The sequence below is a fragment of the Flavobacterium sp. NRK1 genome (assembly GCF_024054175.1).
In the GTDB taxonomy this organism is placed as follows: domain Bacteria; phylum Bacteroidota; class Bacteroidia; order Flavobacteriales; family Flavobacteriaceae; genus Flavobacterium.
In genome coordinates this window covers 455,938-479,559 of sequence record NZ_JAMXLA010000001.1, presented here as the reverse complement: position 1 = coordinate 479,559, position 23,622 = coordinate 455,938, and the positions used below count along the sequence as shown (strand labels likewise).

The window sequence follows — 23,622 nt, the reverse complement described above, 5'->3', positions numbered from 1 at the left end:
ACAAGGATGATGGTTGTTTTAAAAAATTATATTTGAAAAACTAAACAAGAACTAAACAAGGTGTTATGAGAAATACTTTACTTTATTTGCTGCTTCTTTTTTCGGGTGGACTTCTTGCCCAGGAAATAGTAGTGCCTGATGCTGCTTTCAAAGCAAAACTGCTTGAAGCCTCAGCTATTAATAACATTGCTAAAAACAGCAGTGGAGATGCAATAGCGGTTGATGCTAATGGAAATGGGGTTATAACAGAGGAAGAAGCGGAAGATGTAAGGGAGCTTAATGTTGCTTCTTCTGAAATTTATTCTTTAACAGGCATTGCCTATTTTTCAAACCTAAGGGTATTGGATTGCAGCCATAACACAATAGTTAATCTGGATGTAACATCGCTTGAAGATCTTAGAGAACTGAGATGTACTAATAACACCATGATAACACTTAATGCAGCAGGGCTTACCCATCTTGAATTATTAGATTGTAGTGTTAATAATATTGCGTCTTTAAATTTAGACGGCCTGGATAGTCTTAAAAACCTTAATACTTATATTAATGCTCTTAATGCATTAGATCTGTCAGACCTTGAATATTTAGAGGATTTGAATTGTGATAGCAATAATCTTTCTGAACTTAATGTTTCTTCATTAGTTAATCTTACTTCACTTAATTGTTCCAATAACCAATTAACTACTCTTGATCTTAGCAGTAATATAAATCTTGAGTCATTAACTTGTTTTTCTAATAATTTGGTTACGTTGTTTATTAAAAATGGGAAAAATGAAAGTTTTGATCCAGCCAACTGGATGGAAAATCCAGATCTGGAGTATATATGTGCAGACGAGTCTCAGATAGCATCTATTTTGGCGAGTGAATCTTTTCCGGATAATGTTCAGGTCAATTCCTATTGTTCCTATGAGCCGGGAGGTATTTATAACCGTATAACAGGTACTGTAAGGTTTGATTCGGAAAATAATGGTTGTGATGCTGCCGACTATGCAATTCCATCATTTAAACTTACTATAACGTCAGGTGGGTATGAGGATTCAGTTTTTACCAAACCAGATGGTACTTATACTTTTTATGTAGGAGCTGGTAGTTATACGGTAACACCTGAATTTGAAAACACTTATTTTTATGCTTCACCATCTACAGGTTATACCTCTTTTGAAACAGTTAATGGAGCAACAGAAACTAGAAACTTCTGTATAATGGCAAATGGTGTGCATAATGACGTTGAAGTACTAATTGCACCTGTAACAAATGCTCAGCCTGGGTTTGATGCTGTTTATAAAATGGTATATAAAAATAAAGGGAATCAGGTTATAGATGCAGGAGATATTACATGTTATTGGGATAGCTCAAGACTTGAATATGTTAATATGCAGCCGGTAGCTGATATTATTGGAACTGATATTTATACATGGAATTACACCAGTCTGAAACCTTTTGAAAGCAGGGAGATTAGTATGACACTAAATGTGAACACTCCTACTGATACACCTTCTGTAAATATTGGCGACGAACTGCATTTTGGTGTAGAAATTAATCCGGAAACGGATGATGAGCCTCAGGATAATTCTTTTGAATTTAACCAGATTGTTACCGGCTCATATGATCCTAATAATATAATATGTATAGAAGGAAGCAATATATCTCCTGATGCAATAGGTGATTACCTGCATTATATTGTGAATTTTGAAAATACAGGTACATCTGAAGCAAGTTTTATAGTGGTACAGCAGGATATAAATCCTGATGAGTTTGATATTGCTTCTCTTAGATTGATTAATAACTCACACGGCGTAACTACCAGGACTATTGAAAACAGAATTGAATTCAGGTTTGATAATATTAATCTTGGAGTTGCTGACCACGGTAACATACTTTACAAAATAAAAAGTAAACACAATCTTACATCAGGAGATATGGTTTCAGGCAAAGCCAATATTTATTTCGATTATAATTTCCCTGTGGCTACAAATTCGGCAACAACAACTTTTGATGTACTAAGTACAGAAGATTTTGAAAAGGACAATTCTGTTATTGTATATCCAAATCCTTCCAAAGATGTTGTAAAAATTGAGGCAGACAGCGTAATTAAGTCTGTACAATTGTATGATATTCAGGGAAGGCTGCTGCAAATAGGAGTTGTAAATGAAACATCAGTTTTATTTGATATAACAAACAGGGCATCAGGAATATATTTTCTTAAAATAAATACTGAAAAAGGAATAAAAGTTGAAAAACTAATTAGGGAATAAAATTAATTAACTGTTATATAAAGGTCAGCACCAAGGTGTTGGCCTTTTTTTATCGGCAAGCTGAAAAGAAGATGCAGAAGAGAGTCGGGGGAGATATTATATATGTAAACTTAAACTAATCATAAATACTAATTTTTAAACCTATGAAAAAATCTTTACTCTTTGCAGTATTGCTCTTTGGAGGCATAGCAAGCGCTCAGGTAATTAATTTTACTGATGTAAACCTGAAATCAAAGCTGTTAGAAACAATGGTAGTGCCGGCTTCTTGCTGGGATCAGAATGGTCAGGCTTTACAGATAGATTCTAATAACAATGGTGAAATTGAAATTGCAGAAGCCGAAGCAGTGTATGGGCTTAATATTTCCGGAGCAAATATAGCTGATCTCACAGGACTTGAAGCTTTTGTAAATGTAGAATGGATACAGTTTGGCAATAACCAGATTGCTTCATTTGATGCTTCATTCTTTCCTAATCTGAAAAATTTAATGTGTAGTAATAATCCGTTGGCAACACTTGATGTAACGGGGTTTACACATCTGGAGAGTCTGGAATGTGAATATTCCAATCTTACATCTTTAAATGTGTCAGGTTTAAATGCTCTTAAGAACATAAGGTGTTCAGGAAACTCTTTAACTACGCTTGATCTTTCAGGACTTTCCGCTTTGGAAGAATTTATAAGTATTGAAGGTACTCCATTTACATCACTTAATTTTCAGGATAATATTAATCTAAAAACGCTGGCTGTTAATGGATCTTCATTAACTAATCTTGATCTGAGTAATAACCCGCTTATTACCTATATTTCGTGTACTGATAATCTTTTATTAGAAACAATTAATCTTCATAACGGAGGCTTAATGTTAGATCCTTTTGAATGTAGTTTTGAAAATAACCCGAACCTGAATTTTATCTGTGTAGATGAAGGGGAGCAGGATTTGGTAACGGATTCTAACTGGGGTGAATTAGGTCCGCCCCCAATGAGTTCTACCTGTAGTCTGGGCACATCTGATACATTGATAGTAAATAGCTCCGTTAGGATGTATCCTAATCCTGCTAATGATAAAGTCAAAGTTGATTCCGAATTTGTTATCTCTAAGATTGAACTGTATGATTTATCAGGCAGGCTTATACAAACTGCATTTGCGAATGATTTTTCTGCTGAATTAGAACTTACCAACAGAGCAGCAGGTATGTATTTGCTTAAAATTAATACTGAGGATGGAATTAAAGTTGAGAAACTTATGAAGAAATAGTTTCAAAGCTTTAAATTTTACATAATTATCAAAAGTCAATGCTTCAAAGTATTGACTTTTGTTTTTTACATGCATATTTAACGATTTTAATAAGTAATTTTCTTTATAAATAAATTGTAATTTATTAAATTCGCAGGAATATATTTTTCAAAACCATAATTCACACTACAAATCATGTCAAATACTGCAATATTAGAAATTGATGGTCAAAAGTATGAGTTTCCCGTAATTACAGGAACTGAAAATGAGACGGCCATTGATATTGATAAACTGCGCGGTTTAACAGGCGCTATCACAATAGATCCGGGATATAAAAACTCAGGATCATGCAAAAGTGAAATTACTTTCTTAGATGGTGAAAAGGGTATTCTTCGCTACAGAGGATATTCTATAGAAGACCTTGCAGGAAAATCTAACTTTCTGGAAGTTTCTTACCTTCTTATTTTTGGCGAGCTTCCTAAGGCTGCCGAGCTGGAAAAATTTGAAAACGACATAAGGAAATATACGCTTGTTAATGAAGAAATGAAAAACATCATTGATGGGTTTCCTAAAAATGCACACCCTATGGGAGTGCTTGCTTCTCTTACAAGTGCGCTTACGGCATTCAACCCAAAATCGGTTGATGTTACCAATGATAAGGAAATGTATGAAGCTGTTTGCAAAACCATGGCTAAATTTTTGGTTATTGCTACATGGACATACAGAAAAAATATGGGCTACCCTTTAAATTATTATGACAATACTAAAGGGTATGTGGAGAATTTTTTACGTTTAATGTTTGAATTACCTACTGGCCCATACAAAATGAATCCTACAGTAGTTGCAGCATTGGATAAATTATTTATCCTTCATGCCGACCATGAGCAAAACTGTTCTACATCTACAGTAAGAATGGTAGGCTCATCTCATGCAGGTCTATTTGCATCAATATCTGCCGGTGTTTCTGCACTTTGGGGCCCGCTTCACGGTGGTGCTAACCAGGCTGTGCTTGAAATGCTTGAAGAAATACAAAAAAATGGTGGAGATGCAGATAAATATCTTGCAAAAGCAAAAGATAAAGATGATCCTTTCCGTTTAATGGGCTTTGGTCACAGAGTATATAAAAACTTTGATCCGAGAGCTAAGATCATTAAAAAAGCAGCTGATGAAGTATTATCAACTCTTGGTGTAGATGATCCTGTTCTTACCATTGCCAAAAAGCTTGAGGAAGCTGCATTGCAGGATGAATACTTTAAATCAAGAAACCTTTATCCTAACGTAGATTTCTATTCAGGAATCATTTACAGGGCTTTAGGTATACCAACAGAAATGTTTACAGTCTTATTTGCAATAGGTCGTTTACCGGGCTGGATTGCTCAGTGGAAAGAAATGCGTGTAAATAAAGAGCCGATAGGTCGTCCAAGACAAGTTTATACAGGGTCTCCACTAAGAGATTTTGTAGATAAAGAAAACAGGTAATTTTTTACTGTTATATAGTAAGCCACCTTTACGGTGGCTTTTTTTATTCTATACCTGATGATGTTATAATTAAAACATGAAAAAATTATCAATATCATTATAAATGTTTACAATCAGCAGTTCATTTTCTATATTTGCGCAAAAGCTAAAAAACATGTTGCAACTCAACGTAAAAAACGAAACCTCGCGGCTTCGCGCCGTAATATTAGGTACAGCCACAAGTAACGGGCCCACTCCGCTGGAGCATGAAGCCTATGATCCGAAATCATTAGAACATATAAAAGCCGGAACTTATCCTGTAGAAGCAGATATGGTTAAAGAAATGGATGCCCTGGCTAAAGTTTTTGAAAAATATGATGTAAAGGTTTTCAGGCCCGAAATTATAGAGAACTACAATCAGATTTTTAGTCGTGATATTGGTTTTGTAATAGACGATGTATTTATTAAAGCCAATATATTACCGGATCGTGAGCGCGAGCTGGATGCGATTCAGTATGTAATAGATCAGATAGATCCTTTAAAAGTGGTACGCCCGCCTGAAGAAGTGCATATAGAGGGGGGTGATGTGATGCCCTGGAATGATCATATATTTATTGGAACTTATAAAGGAAGCGATTATAAAGATTTTATTACTGCCCGAACAAATATGCAGGGTGTAAATTATATTAAAGAATTATTTCCGAATAAAATTGTTAAGGAGTTTGACCTTGTAAAATCGAGAATAGAACCACGCGATAATGCTTTGCATCTTGACTGCTGTTTTCAGCCGGTGGGAAAAGATAAAGGCGTAATTTATAAAAGCGGATTTAGGGAAGAGGCAGATTATTTGTATCTTGTAGACATATTTGGTATGGATAACCTGTTTCATATTGAAAGAGAAGAAATGTATAACATGACATCAAATTTCTTTTCTATAGATACGAATGTTGTAGTGATAGAGAAAAATTTCCACAGGCTAAAAAACTGGCTTTTAAGCCATGATTTTATTGTGGAAGAAGTGCCTTATGCTGAAATTGCAAAACAGGAAGGCTTGTTAAGATGCTCAACTCTGCCTTTAATTAGAGATTAATTTATATTTTGATATGAAACAAATTACCGATACAATATTAATGATTCGCCCGGTTGCTTTCCGAATGAATGAGCAAACTGCTGTGAACAACTATTATCAAAAAGTAATAGACAGCCTTTTGCCGGAAACTGTTAATGCAAAGGCGCAGCAGGAATTTGATGCATTTGTAGAAAAGCTTAGAGCAGCAGGTGTAAATGTGGTTGTAGTGGATGATACTACCGATACTGATACACCAGATTCTGTTTTTCCAAACAACTGGGTATCTTTTCATGAAAACGGCGATATAGCACTATATCCTATGTTTGCTGAAAACAGGCGTAATGAGCGCAGAGAAGATATATTTGACCTTTTGGAAGATAAAGGATTTACTATTGAAAATATTGTTGATTATACTTCTGCAGAAGAAGACGATATTTTTCTTGAGGGAACAGGAAGTATTGTTTTAGACAGGGTAAACCGCAAGGCATACTGTGCATTGTCTCCACGTGCTGATGAAGAGCTTTTTATTGAGTACTGTGAAGATTTTGAATATACTCCGGTAATATTTGAAGCGTATCAGACTGTAAATGGTGAGCGCAAACACATATACCATACTAATGTTATGATGTGTATAGGTGAAACATTTGCTGTTATCTGTGCCGATTGTATAGATGATAAAAAAGAACGTAAAATGGTTCTGGAAAATCTGAAGGAAGATGGCAAAGAAGTGATTCTGCTTACAGAGGCACAGCTTAATAACTTTGCAGGCAATATGCTGCAGGTAAAAGGAGGAGACGATAAAAGCTACCTTGTAATGAGTGAGTCTGCCAAACAAATACTGACTAAAGACCAAATTACAAAAATTGAAAAACATACGGAAATACTGAGTGCAAATCTGGATACTATAGAAGCTTGCGGTGGCGGAAGCGCCCGCTGTATGATGGCTGAAGTATTTTTGCTTAAACAATAATATGCTTTCAAAAAAAACTAAATATGGCTTAAAGGCGCTGATCTTCATTGCAAAGCAGGAAGGATCGGCGCCTGTGCTTATATCTGATATATCTGAAAAAGAACAGATACCTAAAAAGTTCTTGGAGGCTATTTTACTTGACCTTAAAAAATTTGGTATACTGGGTTCTAAGAAAGGGAAAGGCGGAGGATACTATCTGATGAAAGATCCTAAAACAGTAACTGCTGCTACACTTATTCGTGTACTGGACGGGCCTATTGCTATGCTGCCTTGTGTAAGCCTTAATTATTATGAAAAATGCGAAGACTGTCCGCACGAAGATAAATGTTCGCTTAATAGATTTATGGCGGATGTCCGGGATACTACTCTTAATATATTGCAACAAAAGACTTTACATGATTTAACATTATTGTAGCGATTTTTTTTACCTTATTAGTCTATTATTTCTATAGACTAATAGTATATTTGAAAAATTTAATATCAATACAGTATCATGATTGATTTACTAAAGCCCAAAAAAGGTTTCTCACTTAAAGATAGCCCTAAGATATCTGCCATTAAAGCAGTTACATGGCGTATGGTGGGAACTATAGATACAATGATAATATCATTTTTACTGACTGGCAATGTAAAAATTGCTGTATCAATTGGCGGTTTTGAGGTATTCTCTAAGATGTTCCTGTATTTTTTACATGAAAGGGCGTGGGCCAGAATAACAAGAAAAGATGGAGAAACAGAAGTTAGAGTATCTAAATAAAATATTGCTTGATCTGCCAATTGCCGAAGCTTTGGCGTTAGTAATAACTGCTATTGAAGGCAAAAAAGTATTTTCTACATCTTTTGGCATAGAAGACCAGGTTATAACACATTTTATTGCTCCGCATGCAAACAATGTTGAGGTATTTACCCTCGATACGGGCAGGCAGTTTAATGAAACCTATGAGGTTTTTCAACGTACGCAGAATAAATATCCTTTATTAAAAATTAATACTTTTTTTCCTGATGAACAAGACATAGCTGCTTATGTGAGCAACCGCGGGATTAATGGATTTTATAGCAGCATTGAAAATCGTAAGGAATGTTGCCACATACGTAAAGTTAAGCCACTTCAGAAAGCGATTGAAGGGGCATCGTTATGGATTACCGGACTTAGGGCAGAACAGTCGCAAAATCGTGAAGGAATGCAGTTTCTGGAATGGGATAAAACTAACCAATTGGTAAAGTTTAACCCCTTACTTAATTATACACTTAAAGAAATAGAACATATTACACATATCCATAATATTCCCATTAACAGCCTGTATAAAAAAGGGTATTTAAGCATAGGCTGTGCACCGTGTACAAGGGCGCTTGCCGAAGGTGAAAATTTCAGAGCCGGACGCTGGTGGTGGGAAAACGGAAAAAAAGAGTGCGGCTTACATATACATTCTGATAAAAATTATTAATAAATGACACAGCACATACAAACACATTTGCAAATGCTGGAAGATGAAAGCATATATATAATACGCGAAGTGGTAGCTCAGTTTCAAAAACCGGTACTGTTATTTTCAGGAGGAAAAGACTCTATTACACTGGCACGTCTGGCGCAAAAAGCATTTTATCCGGCAAAGATACCTTTTCCGTTTCTGCATATAGATACTGGGCATAACTTTCCGGAAACTATAGCATTTAGAGATCAGTTGGTTGAAGAGTTGGATGTTGAGCTTATAGTACGTTATGTTCAGGACAGTATAGACCAAAAAAAGGTTCAGGAAGAAACCGGTAAACATGCAAGTCGTAATGCTTTGCAAACAGTTACACTTTTAGATGCTATTGAAGAGTTTGGTTTTGATGCCTGCATGGGAGGTGCCAGACGTGATGAAGAGAAATCGAGGGCAAAGGAGCGTATATTTTCTGTACGCGATGATTTTGGCCAGTGGGATGCAAAAAAACAAAGGCCTGAACTGTTTAATATTTTAAATGGTAAAATACACTTTGGCGAAAATGTAAGGGCTTTTCCGATAAGTAACTGGACAGAAGAAGATGTGTGGAATTATATAGCTCAGGAAGGCATTGGCCTGCCAACAATTTATTTTGCGCATCAGCGTAAACTGGTAAAAAGGGATGGGGCTTTTCTGGCTCATTCAGAATACCTTAACCTGGTTGATACCGATGAATTTTTTGAAACTACCGTGCGTTTCAGAACTGTGGGAGATATGACCTGTACAGCAGCTTTTATTTCGGAAGCATCAACAATTAATGATATTATATATGAAAATAAATCTTCTAAATCTTCTGAACGCGGGGCACGAATTGATGATAAACGATCGGAAGCGGCACTGGAACAAAGAAAGAAAGGAGGATACTTCTAATTATGGATTTACTACGAATTAATACTGCCGGTAGTGTTGACGACGGCAAAAGCACGCTGATAGGACGATTTCTTAACGATAGTCATGCACTTACCATAGAGCAGGAAGAACTGATAGTTAGAAAGACAAAAGAAAAAGGACTTGAGGATCTTGATTTTTCGGTAATTACAGATGGACTCATAGCAGAAAGAGAACAGGGGATAACTATAGATGTTGCTCATATTTATTTTTCTACTGCCGAAAGAAAATTTATTATTGCCGATAGCCCCGGCCATGTGGAATATACACGAAATATGGTTACAGGAGCTTCAAATTCGGAAGTATCTATAATACTTATAGATGCCCGTAAAGGCTTACTGGAACAAACTTTCAGACACTACTTTATTAGCAGCCTGTTACGCTTAAAAACGGTGGTGTTCTGTATTAATAAAATGGATCTTGTGGGTTACAGTGAGGATGTATTTCTTTCTATTGCTTCGGGTATCAATAAAATGACGGAGCAATTTACGTATAAACCCGATGTGCATGTTTTGCCTATAAGTTCCCTTAAGGGCGATAATGTAGTTGAGGCTTCTAAAAATACCGAATGGTATAAAGGAGATACGCTATCTGGTATACTTCATAAAATTATACCGTCCGGTACAGAAACTAAAGATTTCAGAATAGACATTCAACAGGTATTGCATGTGCAAAACACAGAGTTTACAGATTATCGTGCATATGCCGGTAGGATAATAAGCGGAGCTGTTGCCGTAGGAGATGAACTAACTGTATTGCCGTCGGGACAAAAAAGCATTGTTACAGAAATCAGGAAATTTACAGAGACACTAGTTTCAGCACAAACAGGAGCTTCCATACAATTAAGACTGAAAGATGATGTTGATATAAGCCGGGGTGTGATGCTTGTAAAAGAAGAAGATAAAAAACTTCTTTCCAAAGATATTACAGCCACACTTGTATGGATGGATGAAAAAGCAGCCATACCATCAGGCAGGTATATATTACAGGCTGGCACAAGAACAGTACCTTGTAAACTTCAGCAAATAGAAGGCATTATTCCGCCTGAAAATCCGAAAGAAATTATTGATACTGATAATTTACGACTTAATGATATTGCCAGAGTACAATTAAAAACTGCAGTCCCGGCTTTTTTAGATGCTTTTAGTAAAAACAGGTTAAATGGTGTTTTTATCCTGATCGACGCGCAGTCTAATAATACTGTAGCCGTAGGATTTACAGAATAAATTTCATTAGATATTTATATAGTTTGTTGTAAGGCAGTACTACCCATAGTGCAGCCTTTTTTAATTAAAAGGTATAGTTTTAAGAATATTTACAACAGAACTGCTTATGTATTGCACGCCAATAGCAATAACAATAAATCCTATAATTCTTGAGATTGCTACAATACCTGAAGCTCCTAATATTCTTGAAAGGTAATGAGCACTGCGAAGCATTAAAAATATTACAAGAGCTACGGCAAACATAGCCAGGCAGGCAATAATTTGTTGATCCAGCGCTTTATAGTCCTGATACATTGCAATAAGTAAAGATATTGAGCCTGGCCCGGCAAGCATAGGTATTGCCAGTGGGGTAAGGGCAATATCATTCCTGTTTTGGGCATCGTTTTCTACTTTTTTGTTTACACCCCTGGTTTTTTTAAACTTACCACTTAAAAGTGAAAAACCTGAATTTACAATAATAAACCCTCCTGCTATTCTTAAGGCATCTATGCTAATGCCAAAAAATGCTAGTACATACTGACCTATAAAAAAAGATATTATAAGTATTATAAAAACATTTATAGCGGCCCAAAATGATATGCGCGAGCGTTCGCCCATACTGTCATCCATAGTTAGACCAACAAAAATAGGAACGGCTCCTAATGGGTTTATAACTGAAAATAGTGCTGCAAAAATGTAAATAAATAATTCCATAAACTGTCTGGTATATAGGGCAAAGGTATAGTTTTAATATCTTGCTGGTTTTTCTAAATCATTAAATTCAGCTGTTATTAGCGAAATAGGAATTAAAAAATAATTTTGTTAAGTAGTATATATATTTATGTTAAAATTTTAATTAAATTAGTAATATAATCAGTATTAGTTATTTATACTGGATAAACAACAATTAATTTAAAATCATTAATTATGAAAAAAGTATTACTCTTATTTTTAATGTTTATCGTTCTTTCCTGCCAAAAAACAGTAGTTTTTAAAGAAGTCAATCAGGATTTTATGGAAAAGCAATGGCAGGCAACTGATATTAAGAAATTTGAATTTACACTAAAAAAGGATATAGAATCGGGAGATATTAAACTCTTGTTTTCTCATGTGTATGAACCTCAGTATAGCACTGTTCCTGTTTCTGTAACTATAGAAAATCCTTCCGGGGAAAAAGAAAATATATATATGAATTTACAGCTTAAGGATGAAGATGGTAATGATCTTTCAGAATGTTCAGGAGATATTTGTGACTTGTATACAGACCTTAAGCAAGGAGTGAGGCTGCCAAAAGGGACTTATAAAGTTTCGGTAGAAAATAAATTTGCATACGCTTACCTGGCTAATGTTTTAGGTGTTGGGATAAGTGTAGAGCATGAAGATTAAAAAAACATGAAATAATAATAATATATCCCGCGTAGAGCGGGATTTTTCATATTTAAACGATTTTTCGTACTGTGTTTATTGTAACGGACTTTTGCCAATTAAACAAATAGTTGTTTAAATGTTAGGGTAAATATAAAGAACGGGTATAATTATTCTTTTTTGAATAAATTTGATAAAAAACTAAGTTATGAGCAGTCAGAAAAAAACATTGGTGCTGGGCGCATCTACTAATCCGGCAAGATATTCTTATAAAGCAATAAAAATGCTGCAGCGATTCGGGCATCCGGTTGTAGCCGTTGGCAGGAAAGAAGAAGAACTTGATGGCGTTGTCATAACAAAGGAAAAGCCTGCTTCTGAAAATGTTGATACGGTTACGCTATACCTTAATCCTATGAATCAAAAGGAATACTATGATTATATTGTAAACATTAAGCCTGATCGTGTTATTTTTAATCCGGGAACTGAAAATCCTGAATTATATGATCTTCTAAAAAAGAATGATATTGAAATAGAAGTAGCGTGTACACTAGTTATGCTTTCTACTAATCAATTTTAATTAATTGCTTTTTACTGCTTACACATAGTAACAATACAAAAGTGATTAACCCATTTACGATAATCAACTCATTATCGAAAACATAATTGCCTAAAAATTTAGACGAATTCAGGCTAATGAATAGCGTTATTAATGGAGATGCTATGCATATAAAAGGCACGAACTTATCTTTTATGCTATAGCTTTTCATAAATAATCCAAAGCTGTATAAGCCTAATAAAGGACCGTAGGTATAAGATGCAATTCTAAATATCATACTAACCACAGAAGCATCATTTAAAGCATTAAAAACTATAATTACCAAAAACATTAATATAGAAAAAGCTACGTGTACCATGTGCCTTGTTCTTACCATATTGGTTTTTCCGGAATTTACTTCTTTATCCATTCCTAAAAAATCTACGCAAAATGATGTAGTAAGAGCTGTTAGTGCAGAATCGGTAGTTGCAAAGGTAGCTGCGGTTAACCCTAATAAAAATATAACCGATGGTATAAGGGTGAGATAATTAAAAGCTATTTCAGGAAACAGCAGGTCTGTTCTCGGATTACCCGGCGGATCTGTAGGCACACTTATTCCATTTTTGTTAGCATAAATGTACAGTAAAGCCCCAACACCCAGGAAGAAAAGGTTTATTATAACAAATATGCCTGTAAACGTAAACATGTTTTTTTGGGCTTCGCCTATATTTTTACAGCTTAGGTTTTTTTGCATTAAGTCCTGATCGAGCCCAACCATGGCTATTGTAACAAAAATTCCCCCTAGTATTTGTTTTACAAAATGAAATCTGCTGCCAATAAAATCTTCAAAGAAAAATATTTTAGAGTAACCGCTTTCTTTAACAGTTTCAAATGCCTGCGGTAAACTAAGACCGAGACTATCACAAATAAAGTAAATGGTGAAAAATACTGAAGATACTAAGAAGAAGGTTTGTAGAGTGTCGGTAATTATAATGGTTTTTAATCCTCCTTTATAGGTATAAGCAAAAATTAGCAATAAAGAAATTAGTACAGTAACCCAGAAAGGTATTCCAAAAGAATCGAATACATAACGCTGCAAAACAATTACAACAAGATATAGCCTGAATGCAGAACCTATAGTTCGGCTAATAAGGAATATCATAGCAGATGTTTTATAGCTGTAATAGCCAAGCCTTTCTTCAATATAACCGTAAATAGAAGTTAAATTGAGTCTGTAGTAAAGGGGCAGTAATACTTTAGCAATAATTATGAAACCTATAGCATTACCCAGAATAAACTGGAAATATTTAAATTGCTCTCCATTTGGTGAGCCTACTTCTCCCGGAACTGAAATAAATGTTACTCCCGAAAGTGCGGTGCCTATCATGCCAAATGCAACCAGGTACCATTTGGAGTTTTTGTTTGCCTTAAAAAACGTATCGTTACTGCTGTCTTTTTTACTTACCATTCTTGAAATAAGAATAAGTATTCCGAAATAGACTATTATTATAGATAGAATGGTTATTGGTTGCATAATAAAAGGATTGAATTACAAAGCAACTAAAAAATATTACAAAAAGCTATAGTCACCTAAATTTGTATAGTTATAAAATGCAATTTCCTGCTTGTTTATTACCTTTGCTGTACTATGGAAATGTCTTCAAAACTATTAGAAAGGGCTGTGGCCGAAATATCCCAATTACCGGGTATAGGAAAAAGAACGGCTCTTCGGCTGGCTCTTCATTTATTAAAGCAGCCGTCAGAACAAACACAGTTGCTGGCTTCGGCACTGCAAAAAATGCGTGATGAAATACAATTTTGCAGGCAATGCCATAATATAAGTGATGTTGAGGTTTGCCAGATATGTGCCAATACCTCCAGAGATCATTCTGTTATTTGTGTTGTGGAGGATATCAGGGATGTTATGGCTATAGAGAACACAAATCTTTTTAGGGGTGTGTACCATGTACTCGGAGGAAAAATATCGCCTATAGATGGTATTGGCCCAGGACAGCTTAATATTGTTACCCTTGTAGAAAAAGTAAAAACCGGTGCTGTAAAAGAGCTCATATTTGCATTGAGTTCTACAATGGAGGGTGATACCACTAATTTTTATATTTATAAACAGATAAAAGACTACAGTATTATTACATCGGCCATTGCAAGAGGAATTGCAGTAGGAGATGAGCTTGAGTTTGCTGATGAGGTAACTTTAGGCAGAAGCATACTTCATCGTGTTCCGTTTGAAAATTCTTTAAAAAACACTTAGAGTACAGTGTGAAATTCCTGTTAATATACCCCCTGTTAAGTATAGATTAAATAAATATAGTATCTATATTTGCACCATAAATTTTAAGAATTAATTATAATTTAATGAGTATCAGTTCAAAAGTAAAGATTCTTATCACAGGAGGAGCAGGGTTTATAGGTTCAAACTTATGCGATTATTTTCTTTCTAAAGGATACGAAGTGATATGTCTTGATAACTTTGCAACTGGTTTCAGAAAAAATATTGAGCATCATTTATCAAATCCCGATTTTACACTTATAGAAGGCGATATAAGAAATTTTGAGGATTGCAGAAAAGCAGTTGAAGGAGTTACTTATGTATTGCACCAGGCTGCATTAGGTTCTGTTCCCCGTTCAATTAAAGATCCCATAACGAGTAATGATGTAAATGTAGGCGGGTTTTTAAATATGCTTACTGCCAGCAGGGATGCAGGTGTTAAGAGATTTGTTTATGCCGCCAGTTCCTCTACTTACGGAGATTCTGAAGCTTTGCCAAAAGTGGAGGATAAAATCGGGAAACCTCTTTCCCCTTATGCCGTTACAAAATATGTAAATGAGCTTTATGCTGATGTTTTTAGTAAAACATATGGTATAGAAACTGTTGGTTTACGCTATTTTAATGTTTTTGGCAGAAGACAGAACCCTGAAGGTGCTTATGCTGCTGTAATACCTAAATTTGTAATGCAGTTTATGAAATATGAAAGCCCTGTTATAAATGGCGATGGTAGTTACTCACGTGATTTCACCTATATTGATAATGTTGTACATATGAACGAGCTGGCAATGCTGACTGAGAATAATAGCGCAGTAAACACAGTTTATAATACCGCTTTTGGGGAAAGGACGACCTTAAAAGAGCTTATAGGATACCTAAAGCAATATTTGACAGAGTATGATAAAGCAATTAAAGGCGTTGAGGTACTATATGGAACTGAAAGAATGGGAGATATACCTCACTCTTTAGCGAGTATAAGTAAAGCCAAAGATTTGTTGAATTATAATCCGCAATTTTCTATTAAAGAAGGATTAAAAGAAGCTGTGGTTTGGTATTGGGATAATTTAAAAGAAGCCTAAATAAACTATACTAAGAAAATGAAGATAACAATTATTGGTTTAGGCTATGTAGGCTTACCCCTTGCAGTAGCCATGGCTAAAAAGCATCCTGTAATTGGTTTTGATATAAATCAGGCCCGGATAGAGGAACTTAAAGAGCATAGAGATGTAACTCTTGAAATCTCTAAGGAAGCTTTGAAGGATGTTGCTGTAACTGAAATGCCTATAGATAAAGGTTTATATTGTACAAATGAAATAGAGAATATAAAAGACTCTGTATATTATATTGTAACAGTACCTACACCTGTAGATAAAAATAATAAACCTGACTTAACAGCGCTTTACAAAGCCAGTGAAACAGTGGGCAAAGTGCTTAAAAAAGGCGACATTGTTATTTATGAATCTACCGTATTTCCCGGGGCTACGGAAGAAGAATGTGTTCCCGTTTTAGAACGTGTTAGCGGACTTAAATTTAATGAGGACTTTTTTGCAGGATATTCCCCTGAAAGAATAAATCCCGGAGATAAGGAGCATACAGTTGAAAAAATACTTAAAGTTACATCCGGTTCAACACCCGAAACAGCAATAAAAGTAAATAACCTTTATAAATCTGTAATTGTTGCGGGTACTTATTTAGCACCTTCAATAAAAGTGGCAGAAGCGGCTAAGGTTATTGAAAATTCGCAGCGCGATATTAACATTGCATTTGTAAATGAGCTGTCAAAGATATTTAATTGTTTAGGAATTGATACTTATGCAGTTTTAGAGGCCGCTGCTACAAAATGGAATTTTCTTCCGTTTAAACCTGGGCTGGTTGGTGGACATTGTATTGGGGTAGATCCTTATTACCTGGCACAAAAAGCCCAACAGGTTGGATATCATCCTGAAATCATACTTGCAGGGAGACGCCTGAATGATAGCATGGGAGAATATATAGCCTCTCAGTTTATTAAGCTCATGATAAAGAAAGGTGTTGAAATAAAAGGGGCCGAAGTACTTGTTTTAGGAATAACTTTCAAAGAAAATTGCCCTGACGTACGTAACACGAGGATTGTAGATGTAATAAATGCCTTAGCAGATTATGGCATTATTGTAACAATCTTTGATCCCTGGGCAAACCCGGAAGAGGTTATGCATGAATATGGCTTAGTAACAGTAAATACTTTACCTAATACAGAATATGACGGGGTTGTACTTGCGGTTGCGCATAAAGAATTTACATCACTGGATTATAATAAACTAAGAAGCAGAAATAGTGTTTTGTATGATGTTAAAGGCGTGTTAGGAGATTTAGCCGATGGGAAATTATAGTTTCTGCGAAACAAAATAAAATTGTATTCTTAAATAAGTAAGGTTAAAAAGATTGTAAGTTTGTAGATTTAATAATTGAAAGAAAATATCTTTTTTAATTATTAAAGGTAATTCTAATATAGTGAAATTGGAAATCAATGATTAGCGTTAAAAATATATGTTGTATTGGGGCAGGATATGTGGGGGGACCTACAATGGCTGTTATTGCTCATAAATGTCCGGATATAAAGGTTACTATTGTAGATTTAAATGCAGAGAGGATAGCTGCGTGGAATGATGAGGATGTAAATAATATTCCTATTTATGAACCGGGGCTCGCTGAAATTGTGAAATCTGCAAGAGGCAAAAATTTATTTTTTTCTACAGAAGTAGAAAAAGCAATTGATGAGGCCGAAATGATTTTTATATCTGTAAATACTCCAACCAAAACTTATGGTGTTGGTAAAGGTATGGCTGCAGATCTTAAATATATTGAACTTTGTGCCCGCCAGATTGCAACAGTTGCAAAAAGCAATAAAATTGTTGTAGAAAAATCTACATTGCCAGTAAGAACTGCAGAGGCAATAAAAAATATACTTGATAACACGGGTAACGGAGCAAGATTTCAAATACTGTCCAATCCGGAATTTCTTGCTGAAGGTACTGCCATAGACGATTTGATAAATCCTGACAGAGTACTTATAGGTGGTGATACAGATGAAGAAGGACAGAAAGCGATAGAGGCGCTTGTTAATGTTTATTCTAACTGGGTGCCTAAAGAAAAAATACTTACAACTAATGTATGGTCTTCCGAACTTTCTAAACTAACAGCTAACGCTTTTTTAGCCCAGAGAGTATCTTCAATTAATGCTATGTCTGAGCTTTGTGAAAAAACGGGTGCAGATGTAAATGAAGTGGCACGCGCTATAGGCATGGATAGTCGTATCGGCTCTAAATTCCTTAAATCTTCAGTAGGGTTTGGAGGCTCTTGTTTTCAGAAAGATATTTTAAATCTTGTTTATATTGCCAAGTCTTATGGTTTAAAAGAGGTGGCAGATTATTGGGAGCAGGTAGTAATAATGAACGATCATCAAAAAAAGCGTTTTGCAACAAATATTGTAAAAACATTATATAATACAGTTTCAGGTAAAAAAATAGCATTTTTAGGCTGGGCATTTAAAAAGGACACCAATGATACAAGAGAATCTGCGGCAATTTATGTTGCTGATGATTTATTGAATGAACAGGCAAATATTGCGGTTTACGATCCTAAAGTAGAAGAGTCGATAATTTATAGAGATATAAATTATCTTGGTACAAGAGCTGCTGAAGAAAACAAGCAAGGGATTGAAGTTTTAAATGATCCTTATAATGCTTGTAAAGATGCTCATGCCATAGCTGTTTTAACAGAATGGGACGAGTTTAAAACGTATGACTGGCAAAAAATTTATAATAATATGAAAAAACCTGCTTTTGTATTTGATGGCAGGAATATTCTGGATGCTGATAAATTAAAAAATATTGGATTTATTTTTCAGCAAATAGGGAAATAATAGGCTTATGAATATATTAGTAACTGGCGCGGCAGGCTTTATTGGTTATCATTTATGTGAAAAGCTTTTGGCTTTAGGGCACACAGTGATAGGGCTTGATAATATCAATAATTATTACGATATTAATCTTAAGCTTGACCGGCTTAAACAGTTAGGGGTTTTTGATGTAAAAGAAGGAGTTCTTGTTAAAAGTCAAATTAATGAGAATTTTAAATTCATAAAAATTAATTTAGAAAACCGCGAAGCACTTTCTGAAGTATTTAAAGAAAATAACCTTGATGCTGTATGTAATCTTGCTGCTCAGGCAGGTGTAAGATACAGCATTGAAAATCCTTTTGCATATGTAGAGAGTAATATAGTAGGATTTTTAAATGTTCTTGAAAATTGCCGTACATATAATGTGAAAAAACTGGTTTATGCCAGCAGCTCAAGTGTATATGGGTTAAATGAGAAGATACCTTTTTCAGTGGAAGATAATGTAGATAGCCCTATAAGTATCTATGCTGCTACAAAAAAGAGCAATGAACTGATGGCTCACACTTATAGCCATCTGTTTGGAATACAAACTACAGGATTACGATTTTTTACGGTTTACGGTCCATGGGGAAGGCCAGATATGGCTATGTTTCTTTTTACTGATGCAATTTTACACGATAAGCCTATTAAAGTGTTTAATGAAGGTAATTTATCCAGAGATTTCACTTATATCGACGATATAATTACAGGAGTAACTGCAACTTTATTAAATAATAAAGAAGATAAAGAATCATTATTTAAAATTTATAATATAGGAAACAGTAAACCTGTGAGATTACTTGATTTTATTACCGAAATAGAAAAATATACAGATAAAACTGCTATAAAAAATATGCTGCCTATGCAGCCTGGCGATGTTGAAAAAACATGGGCTGATGTTTCCGCTCTTGAAAAAGATTTCGGTTATAGATCACTTACAGATATAACAACCGGAGTTCATAATTTTATAGATTGGTATAGAGGATATTATAAAGTATAATTCTTGTAAAAAAAGAAAATGAAAAAAATTCTTATTACCGGCGGTGCCGGATTTATAGGTTCTCATGTTGTAAGACGATTTGTAAAAAATTATCCTGATAAACATATCTATAATTTGGATGCACTTACTTATGCAGGTAATTTAGAAAATATTAAAGATATTGAAAATGAGCCTAATTATACTTTTATAAAAGCAGATATTACAGATGCAGAGCATATTAATAGTTTGTTTGAAGAGCATAGATTTGAAGGTGTACTTCATTTAGCAGCAGAATCACATGTAGACCGTTCAATTAAAGATCCTCTTGCCTTTGTGAAAACAAATGTAATGGGTACAATGAATTTATTGAATGCATTTATCTCTTTATGGAAAGATAATTTTACTGACAGGCGTTTTTATCACATTAGCACGGATGAGGTCTATGGAACACTGGGGGCTGAAGGTTTATTTACGGAAACTACACCCTATAATCCTAACTCTCCATATTCTGCATCGAAGGCAGCATCTGATCATTTTGTAAGGGCTTACGGTGAAACATATGGTTTACCTTATGTTTTAACTAATTGCTCAAACAATTATGGTCCTTATCATTTTCCTGAAAAATTAATTCCGTTATTTATTAATAATATTATTAATAATAAGCCACTTCCTGTTTATGGGGATGGTAAATACACCCGCGACTGGCTGTTTGTTGAAGACCATGCTGTAGCAATAGACTTAGTTTTTCACAAAGGAAAGAACCATGAGACTTACAATATTGGTGGTTTTAATGAATGGCAAAATATAGACCTAGTAAAATTGCTTTGCAGTATTATGGATAAGAAATTAGGCAGGGAAGCAGGTACTTCTGAAAAACTAATTACTTATGTTAAAGATCGTCCCGGTCATGATTTAAGGTATGCCATAGATGCTGCTAAAATTAATAAAGAATTAGGGTGGAAACCATCAGTTACTTTTGAGCAAGGACTTGAAAGAACTATTGACTGGTTTTTATCTAATCAGGAATGGTTAAATAGTGTAACCACAGGAGAGTATCAAAAGTATTATAATAATCAATACGATGTTACTAAATAATGGAAATTGAAAAGACAGATATTGAGGGATGTTTTATTATTAAGCCCCGTAAATTTCATGATGAAAGGGGCTACTTTTTTGAAAGTTTTAATGAGGCAGGATTTCAGGAACTGACAGGGACAAAAACAAGGTTTGTACAGGATAATCAGTCTTATTCTTCTTATGGAGTTTTAAGAGGTTTACATGCGCAGACCGGTAATCACGCACAGGCTAAACTTGTGAGAGTGTTAAAAGGAGAAGTTCTTGATGTTGCCGTTGATGTTAGATTGAATTCACCAACATTCGGGAAACATGTTGCGGTTAAATTAAGTGCCGAAAATAATTTACAATTATTTATTCCCCGTGGATTTTTGCATGGTTTTGTTGTTCTTTCTGAAACTGCTGAGTTTTTTTATAAGTGTGATAATTATTACAATAAGGAATCTGAAAAAGGTGTTATTTACAATGATCCGGCTTTAGGTATCGACTGGTTACTAGCTGATGAAAAGCTGAATCTTTCAGATAAGGATATACTCTTACCTACTTTAGCAGAGGCATACAATAAATAGATGATGGTAAAAAAGATATTAGTTACAGGGGGGAATGGGCAGTTAAGTAATTGTATAAAAGCTCTTGAACATCACTATGGCGGCGGCCACATATATACATATTTAAGTTCGACAGATCTCGATATAACGAATGAGTCAAATCTCAAAAAAGTATGTGATCATTATCAACCACATTATATCGTAAATTGTGCAGCTTACACTGCAGTTGATAAGGCAGAAACTGATAGCGAAAATACATTTGCAGTCAATGCCAGGGCTGTTGGAAATATCGCAGCTATGTGTAGCGAAAGAAATATAACTTTAATACATATTTCTACTGATTTTGTTTTTGAAGGTATAATTCCCGTTCCTTTAACTGAAGAAGAAGAAACGGTACCAACAGGTGTTTATGGAAAATCTAAATTAGAAGGCGAAAAATTGGTAAAGCAAAAAATGCAAAATTATTTTATTCTGCGAACCAGTTGGCTTTATTCTGAATACCAGAATAATTTTCTTAAAACAATGCTTAGGTTAGGAGCTGAAAGAGATGAGTTATCTGTAGTTTACGATCAGGTTGGTACTCCAACTTATGCCGGAGATCTTGCTGAAACAATTTTTTGTATTATAAAATCTGATTCTGATAAATATGGTATTTATCATTACAGTAACGAAGGTGTATCTTCATGGTATGATTTTGCGTTTGAAATATTTAGATTAAGTAATATTAAAATAGATTTAAGACCTATAACTTCTGACTATTATCCTACCCCTGTTAAACGGCCGGCATATTCGGTAATGAGTAAGGCAAAAATTAAAAATACTTTTGGAATAGAGATACCACATTGGACAACTAGTCTTGAAAAATGTATTAAAAAAATAAACTTATGAAAGGAATTATACTCGCAGGAGGATCTGGAACAAGATTATATCCTTTGACTATATCAGTAAGTAAACAATTACTTCCGGTATATGATAAACCGATGATTTATTATCCGTTATCAGTTCTGATGCTTGCGGGTATAAGAGAAATACTTATAATTACAACCCCTCATGATCAGCCCGCCTTTAAGAGACTTTTAGGTGATGGTAGCCGTTTAGGATGTAGTTTTGAATATGCTATACAGGAAGAACCTAAAGGTTTAGCAGAAGCATTTATTATTGGAGAGAATTTTATTGGAAAGGATAAGGTTGCTCTTATATTAGGTGATAACATTTTTTATGGTACGGGTTTAGCAGCTTTATTGCAGTCGAATAATAATCCGGACGGAGGGGTGATCTTTGCTTACCACGTTAAGGATCCTGAAAGATATGGCGTTGTTGAATTTAATGAAAAAAAGTTAGCTGTTTCCATTGAAGAAAAGCCAGTCTCACCCAAATCTAACTATGCGGTTCCGGGAATCTATTTTTATAACAATGATGTGATTGAAATAGCTAAAAATATTGTTCCAAGCAGTAGGGGTGAATTGGAAATTACAGATATAAATAAAAAATATCTGGAGCAGGGAAAATTGAGTGTCAGCATTTTGGATAAAGGAACTGCATGGCTTGACACAGGAACATTCCAGTCTTTAATGCAGGCATCACAGTTTGTTGAAGCTATTGAAGAAAGACAGGGATTAAAAATAGGCGCTATTGAAGGTGTTGCTTATGAAATGGGATTTATAACTAAGGAAAAATTGATAAAAATAACACAACCATTAATAAAAAGTGGTTATGGCATTAATTTACAGGATTTAGAAAATAATATTTCTTAAAATATATTAACTTAAATTTAGCGTACTTCCCTACAAAATCTGGTTGCAGGATTGAAATTAATGAGTACTTTTGTGGCGCGATTTGAAAAGTTTATTAATGCTTGATTCAATTATTACTTCTAAAACCAGATTAAGACTCTTGGTGAAATTTTTTATAAATGCCGCCAATGAAGGGCATTTAAGAGGGTTGGCAAATGAATTTAATGAGTCCACCAATGCTATTAGAAAAGAGCTTAATAATCTTAGTGATGCCGGTTATCTTGAAAAAGAAAATGTAAGTAATAAAATTAGGTATAGAGCAAATAAAAGCCATCCGTTATTTTTACCACTACAAAATATTGTTAGAAAGTATTTAGGTTTAGATACGATTGTGGAAGAAGTTTTGGGGCGTATGGGGAATGTAAGACAAATAGTACTTATAGGCGACTATGCTAACGGAATTGATACAGGCAAAATTGAAGTTGTAGTAGTAGGGGATAATTTGGATAATAGTTATTTGGAAAATTTAGCTATAAAAATAGAAAAGATAATTAATAGGGAAGTATTATTTGCCTCATCTAATAAAGAAATAGAACAAGGTTTAATAGTTTTTGGAAGAACTTAAAA

At 34.6% G+C, this 23,622-nt stretch carries 24 protein-coding genes; 22 read left to right on the top strand and 2 right to left on the bottom strand.

Annotated features, from left to right (window positions below):
- Positions 1 to 65: 65 nt before the first annotated feature.
- The 10 genes from NHE85_RS02380 (at position 66) to NHE85_RS02335 (ending at position 10,582) form a co-directional block, all read left to right on the top strand.
- Positions 66 to 2,255 (top strand): T9SS type A sorting domain-containing protein, encoded by a 2,190-nt coding sequence (locus NHE85_RS02380; protein ID WP_252809321.1) that lies wholly within the window; start codon positions 66 to 68, stop codon positions 2,253 to 2,255.
- A 143-nt stretch (positions 2,256 to 2,398) separates the two neighbouring features.
- Complete coding sequence (locus NHE85_RS02375; protein ID WP_252809319.1) at positions 2,399 to 3,508, top strand: T9SS type A sorting domain-containing protein; 1,110 nt, start codon at positions 2,399 to 2,401, stop codon at positions 3,506 to 3,508.
- Positions 3,509 to 3,682: 174 nt separating this feature from the next.
- Positions 3,683 to 4,966 (top strand): citrate synthase, encoded by a 1,284-nt coding sequence (locus tag NHE85_RS02370; protein ID WP_252809317.1) that lies wholly within the window; start codon positions 3,683 to 3,685, stop codon positions 4,964 to 4,966.
- Positions 4,967 to 5,120: 154 nt separating this feature from the next.
- On the top strand, positions 5,121 to 6,035 hold the full coding sequence (locus NHE85_RS02365) for a dimethylarginine dimethylaminohydrolase family protein (RefSeq protein WP_252809315.1): 915 nt from the start codon (positions 5,121 to 5,123) through the stop codon (positions 6,033 to 6,035).
- 13 nt (positions 6,036 to 6,048) lie between these two features.
- The gene (ctlX, locus tag NHE85_RS02360) at positions 6,049 to 6,984 is read left to right on the top strand and encodes a citrulline utilization hydrolase CtlX (protein ID WP_252809313.1); all 936 of its coding nucleotides are present in this window, start codon (positions 6,049 to 6,051) and stop codon (positions 6,982 to 6,984) included.
- 1 nt (position 6,985) lies between these two features.
- The gene (locus NHE85_RS02355; RefSeq protein WP_252809311.1) at positions 6,986 to 7,399 is read left to right on the top strand and encodes an Rrf2 family transcriptional regulator; all 414 of its coding nucleotides are present in this window, start codon (positions 6,986 to 6,988) and stop codon (positions 7,397 to 7,399) included.
- A gap of 78 nt (positions 7,400 to 7,477) precedes the next feature.
- A complete protein-coding gene (locus NHE85_RS02350; protein WP_252809309.1) occupies positions 7,478 to 7,741 on the top strand; it encodes a DUF2061 domain-containing protein in 264 nt (87 codons plus the stop codon).
- Entirely contained in the window at positions 7,710 to 8,429 is a 720-nt protein-coding gene (locus NHE85_RS02345; protein WP_252809307.1) for a phosphoadenylyl-sulfate reductase, read from the top strand. Before NHE85_RS02350 ends, NHE85_RS02345 begins: the two co-directional genes overlap by 32 nt.
- A 3-nt stretch (positions 8,430 to 8,432) precedes the next feature.
- Positions 8,433 to 9,338 (top strand): sulfate adenylyltransferase subunit CysD, encoded by a 906-nt coding sequence (gene cysD, locus NHE85_RS02340; protein ID WP_252809305.1) that lies wholly within the window; start codon positions 8,433 to 8,435, stop codon positions 9,336 to 9,338.
- 2 nt (positions 9,339 to 9,340) lie between these two features.
- Positions 9,341 to 10,582 (top strand): sulfate adenylyltransferase subunit 1, encoded by a 1,242-nt coding sequence (locus NHE85_RS02335; RefSeq protein WP_252809303.1) that lies wholly within the window; start codon positions 9,341 to 9,343, stop codon positions 10,580 to 10,582.
- Positions 10,583 to 10,642: 60 nt separating this feature from the next.
- Here the strand turns inward: NHE85_RS02335 and NHE85_RS02330 are convergent, their stop codons facing one another.
- On the bottom strand, positions 10,643 to 11,275 hold the full coding sequence (locus NHE85_RS02330; protein ID WP_252809301.1) for a MarC family NAAT transporter: 633 nt from the start codon (positions 11,273 to 11,275) through the stop codon (positions 10,643 to 10,645).
- Positions 11,276 to 11,488: 213 nt separating this feature from the next.
- Between NHE85_RS02330 and NHE85_RS02325 the strand changes: the two genes are divergently transcribed.
- Positions 11,489 to 11,947 (top strand): gliding motility lipoprotein GldH, encoded by a 459-nt coding sequence (locus tag NHE85_RS02325; RefSeq protein ID WP_252809299.1) that lies wholly within the window; start codon positions 11,489 to 11,491, stop codon positions 11,945 to 11,947.
- 187 nt (positions 11,948 to 12,134) lie between these two features.
- On the top strand, positions 12,135 to 12,503 hold the full coding sequence (locus tag NHE85_RS02320) for a CoA-binding protein (RefSeq protein WP_252809297.1): 369 nt from the start codon (positions 12,135 to 12,137) through the stop codon (positions 12,501 to 12,503).
- Here NHE85_RS02320 and NHE85_RS02315 read toward each other — a convergent pair.
- Positions 12,490 to 13,995, bottom strand: coding sequence for a sodium:solute symporter (locus tag NHE85_RS02315; RefSeq protein WP_252809295.1), 1,506 nt, complete (start codon positions 13,993 to 13,995; stop codon positions 12,490 to 12,492). The genes NHE85_RS02320 and NHE85_RS02315 overlap by 14 nt on opposite strands.
- 114 nt (positions 13,996 to 14,109) lie before the next feature.
- Between NHE85_RS02315 and recR the strand changes: the two genes are divergently transcribed.
- From recR to NHE85_RS02265, 10 genes are all read left to right on the top strand, one after another.
- A complete protein-coding gene (gene recR / locus NHE85_RS02310) occupies positions 14,110 to 14,730 on the top strand; it encodes a recombination mediator RecR (protein ID WP_252809293.1) in 621 nt (206 codons plus the stop codon).
- A gap of 104 nt (positions 14,731 to 14,834) precedes the next feature.
- Entirely contained in the window at positions 14,835 to 15,824 is a 990-nt protein-coding gene (locus tag NHE85_RS02305; protein ID WP_252809291.1) for an SDR family oxidoreductase, read from the top strand.
- 18 nt (positions 15,825 to 15,842) lie between these two features.
- Entirely contained in the window at positions 15,843 to 17,114 is a 1,272-nt protein-coding gene (locus NHE85_RS02300; protein ID WP_252809289.1) for a nucleotide sugar dehydrogenase, read from the top strand.
- A 137-nt stretch (positions 17,115 to 17,251) separates the two neighbouring features.
- Entirely contained in the window at positions 17,252 to 18,646 is a 1,395-nt protein-coding gene (locus NHE85_RS02295; RefSeq protein WP_254004408.1) for a UDP-glucose 6-dehydrogenase, read from the top strand.
- A gap of 7 nt (positions 18,647 to 18,653) precedes the next feature.
- A complete protein-coding gene (locus NHE85_RS02290; protein WP_252809287.1) occupies positions 18,654 to 19,661 on the top strand; it encodes an NAD-dependent epimerase in 1,008 nt (335 codons plus the stop codon).
- 18 nt (positions 19,662 to 19,679) lie between these two features.
- A complete protein-coding gene (rfbB, locus tag NHE85_RS02285; protein WP_252809285.1) occupies positions 19,680 to 20,735 on the top strand; it encodes a dTDP-glucose 4,6-dehydratase in 1,056 nt (351 codons plus the stop codon).
- A complete protein-coding gene (rfbC, locus tag NHE85_RS02280) occupies positions 20,735 to 21,283 on the top strand; it encodes a dTDP-4-dehydrorhamnose 3,5-epimerase (protein WP_252809283.1) in 549 nt (182 codons plus the stop codon). Before rfbB ends, rfbC begins: the two co-directional genes overlap by 1 nt.
- Entirely contained in the window at positions 21,284 to 22,150 is an 867-nt protein-coding gene (rfbD, locus tag NHE85_RS02275; RefSeq protein ID WP_252809281.1) for a dTDP-4-dehydrorhamnose reductase, read from the top strand.
- Entirely contained in the window at positions 22,147 to 23,016 is an 870-nt protein-coding gene (gene rfbA / locus NHE85_RS02270; protein ID WP_252809279.1) for a glucose-1-phosphate thymidylyltransferase RfbA, read from the top strand. Before rfbD ends, rfbA begins: the two co-directional genes overlap by 4 nt.
- 97 nt (positions 23,017 to 23,113) lie before the next feature.
- A complete protein-coding gene (locus tag NHE85_RS02265; RefSeq protein ID WP_252809277.1) occupies positions 23,114 to 23,620 on the top strand; it encodes an ArsR family transcriptional regulator in 507 nt (168 codons plus the stop codon).
- Positions 23,621 to 23,622: the final 2 nt, after the last annotated feature.

Coding starts and splice junctions, on each gene's coding strand:
- NHE85_RS02380 (WP_252809321.1), top strand. CDS start 66: ATGAGAAATACTTTACTTTATTTGCTGCTTCTTTTTTCGGGTGGACTT.
- NHE85_RS02375 (WP_252809319.1), top strand. CDS start 2,399: ATGAAAAAATCTTTACTCTTTGCAGTATTGCTCTTTGGAGGCATAGCA.
- NHE85_RS02370 (WP_252809317.1), top strand. CDS start 3,683: ATGTCAAATACTGCAATATTAGAAATTGATGGTCAAAAGTATGAGTTT.
- NHE85_RS02365 (WP_252809315.1), top strand. CDS start 5,121: ATGTTGCAACTCAACGTAAAAAACGAAACCTCGCGGCTTCGCGCCGTA.
- ctlX (WP_252809313.1), top strand. CDS start 6,049: ATGAAACAAATTACCGATACAATATTAATGATTCGCCCGGTTGCTTTC.
- NHE85_RS02355 (WP_252809311.1), top strand. CDS start 6,986: ATGCTTTCAAAAAAAACTAAATATGGCTTAAAGGCGCTGATCTTCATT.
- NHE85_RS02350 (WP_252809309.1), top strand. CDS start 7,478: ATGATTGATTTACTAAAGCCCAAAAAAGGTTTCTCACTTAAAGATAGC.
- NHE85_RS02345 (WP_252809307.1), top strand. CDS start 7,710: ATGGAGAAACAGAAGTTAGAGTATCTAAATAAAATATTGCTTGATCTG.
- cysD (WP_252809305.1), top strand. CDS start 8,433: ATGACACAGCACATACAAACACATTTGCAAATGCTGGAAGATGAAAGC.
- NHE85_RS02335 (WP_252809303.1), top strand. CDS start 9,341: ATGGATTTACTACGAATTAATACTGCCGGTAGTGTTGACGACGGCAAA.
- NHE85_RS02330 (WP_252809301.1), bottom strand. CDS start 11,275: ATGGAATTATTTATTTACATTTTTGCAGCACTATTTTCAGTTATAAAC.
- NHE85_RS02325 (WP_252809299.1), top strand. CDS start 11,489: ATGAAAAAAGTATTACTCTTATTTTTAATGTTTATCGTTCTTTCCTGC.
- NHE85_RS02320 (WP_252809297.1), top strand. CDS start 12,135: ATGAGCAGTCAGAAAAAAACATTGGTGCTGGGCGCATCTACTAATCCG.
- NHE85_RS02315 (WP_252809295.1), bottom strand. CDS start 13,995: ATGCAACCAATAACCATTCTATCTATAATAATAGTCTATTTCGGAATA.
- recR (WP_252809293.1), top strand. CDS start 14,110: ATGGAAATGTCTTCAAAACTATTAGAAAGGGCTGTGGCCGAAATATCC.
- NHE85_RS02305 (WP_252809291.1), top strand. CDS start 14,835: ATGAGTATCAGTTCAAAAGTAAAGATTCTTATCACAGGAGGAGCAGGG.
- NHE85_RS02300 (WP_252809289.1), top strand. CDS start 15,843: ATGAAGATAACAATTATTGGTTTAGGCTATGTAGGCTTACCCCTTGCA.
- NHE85_RS02295 (WP_254004408.1), top strand. CDS start 17,252: ATGATTAGCGTTAAAAATATATGTTGTATTGGGGCAGGATATGTGGGG.
- NHE85_RS02290 (WP_252809287.1), top strand. CDS start 18,654: ATGAATATATTAGTAACTGGCGCGGCAGGCTTTATTGGTTATCATTTA.
- rfbB (WP_252809285.1), top strand. CDS start 19,680: ATGAAAAAAATTCTTATTACCGGCGGTGCCGGATTTATAGGTTCTCAT.
- rfbC (WP_252809283.1), top strand. CDS start 20,735: ATGGAAATTGAAAAGACAGATATTGAGGGATGTTTTATTATTAAGCCC.
- rfbD (WP_252809281.1), top strand. CDS start 21,284: ATGATGGTAAAAAAGATATTAGTTACAGGGGGGAATGGGCAGTTAAGT.
- rfbA (WP_252809279.1), top strand. CDS start 22,147: ATGAAAGGAATTATACTCGCAGGAGGATCTGGAACAAGATTATATCCT.
- NHE85_RS02265 (WP_252809277.1), top strand. CDS start 23,114: ATGCTTGATTCAATTATTACTTCTAAAACCAGATTAAGACTCTTGGTG.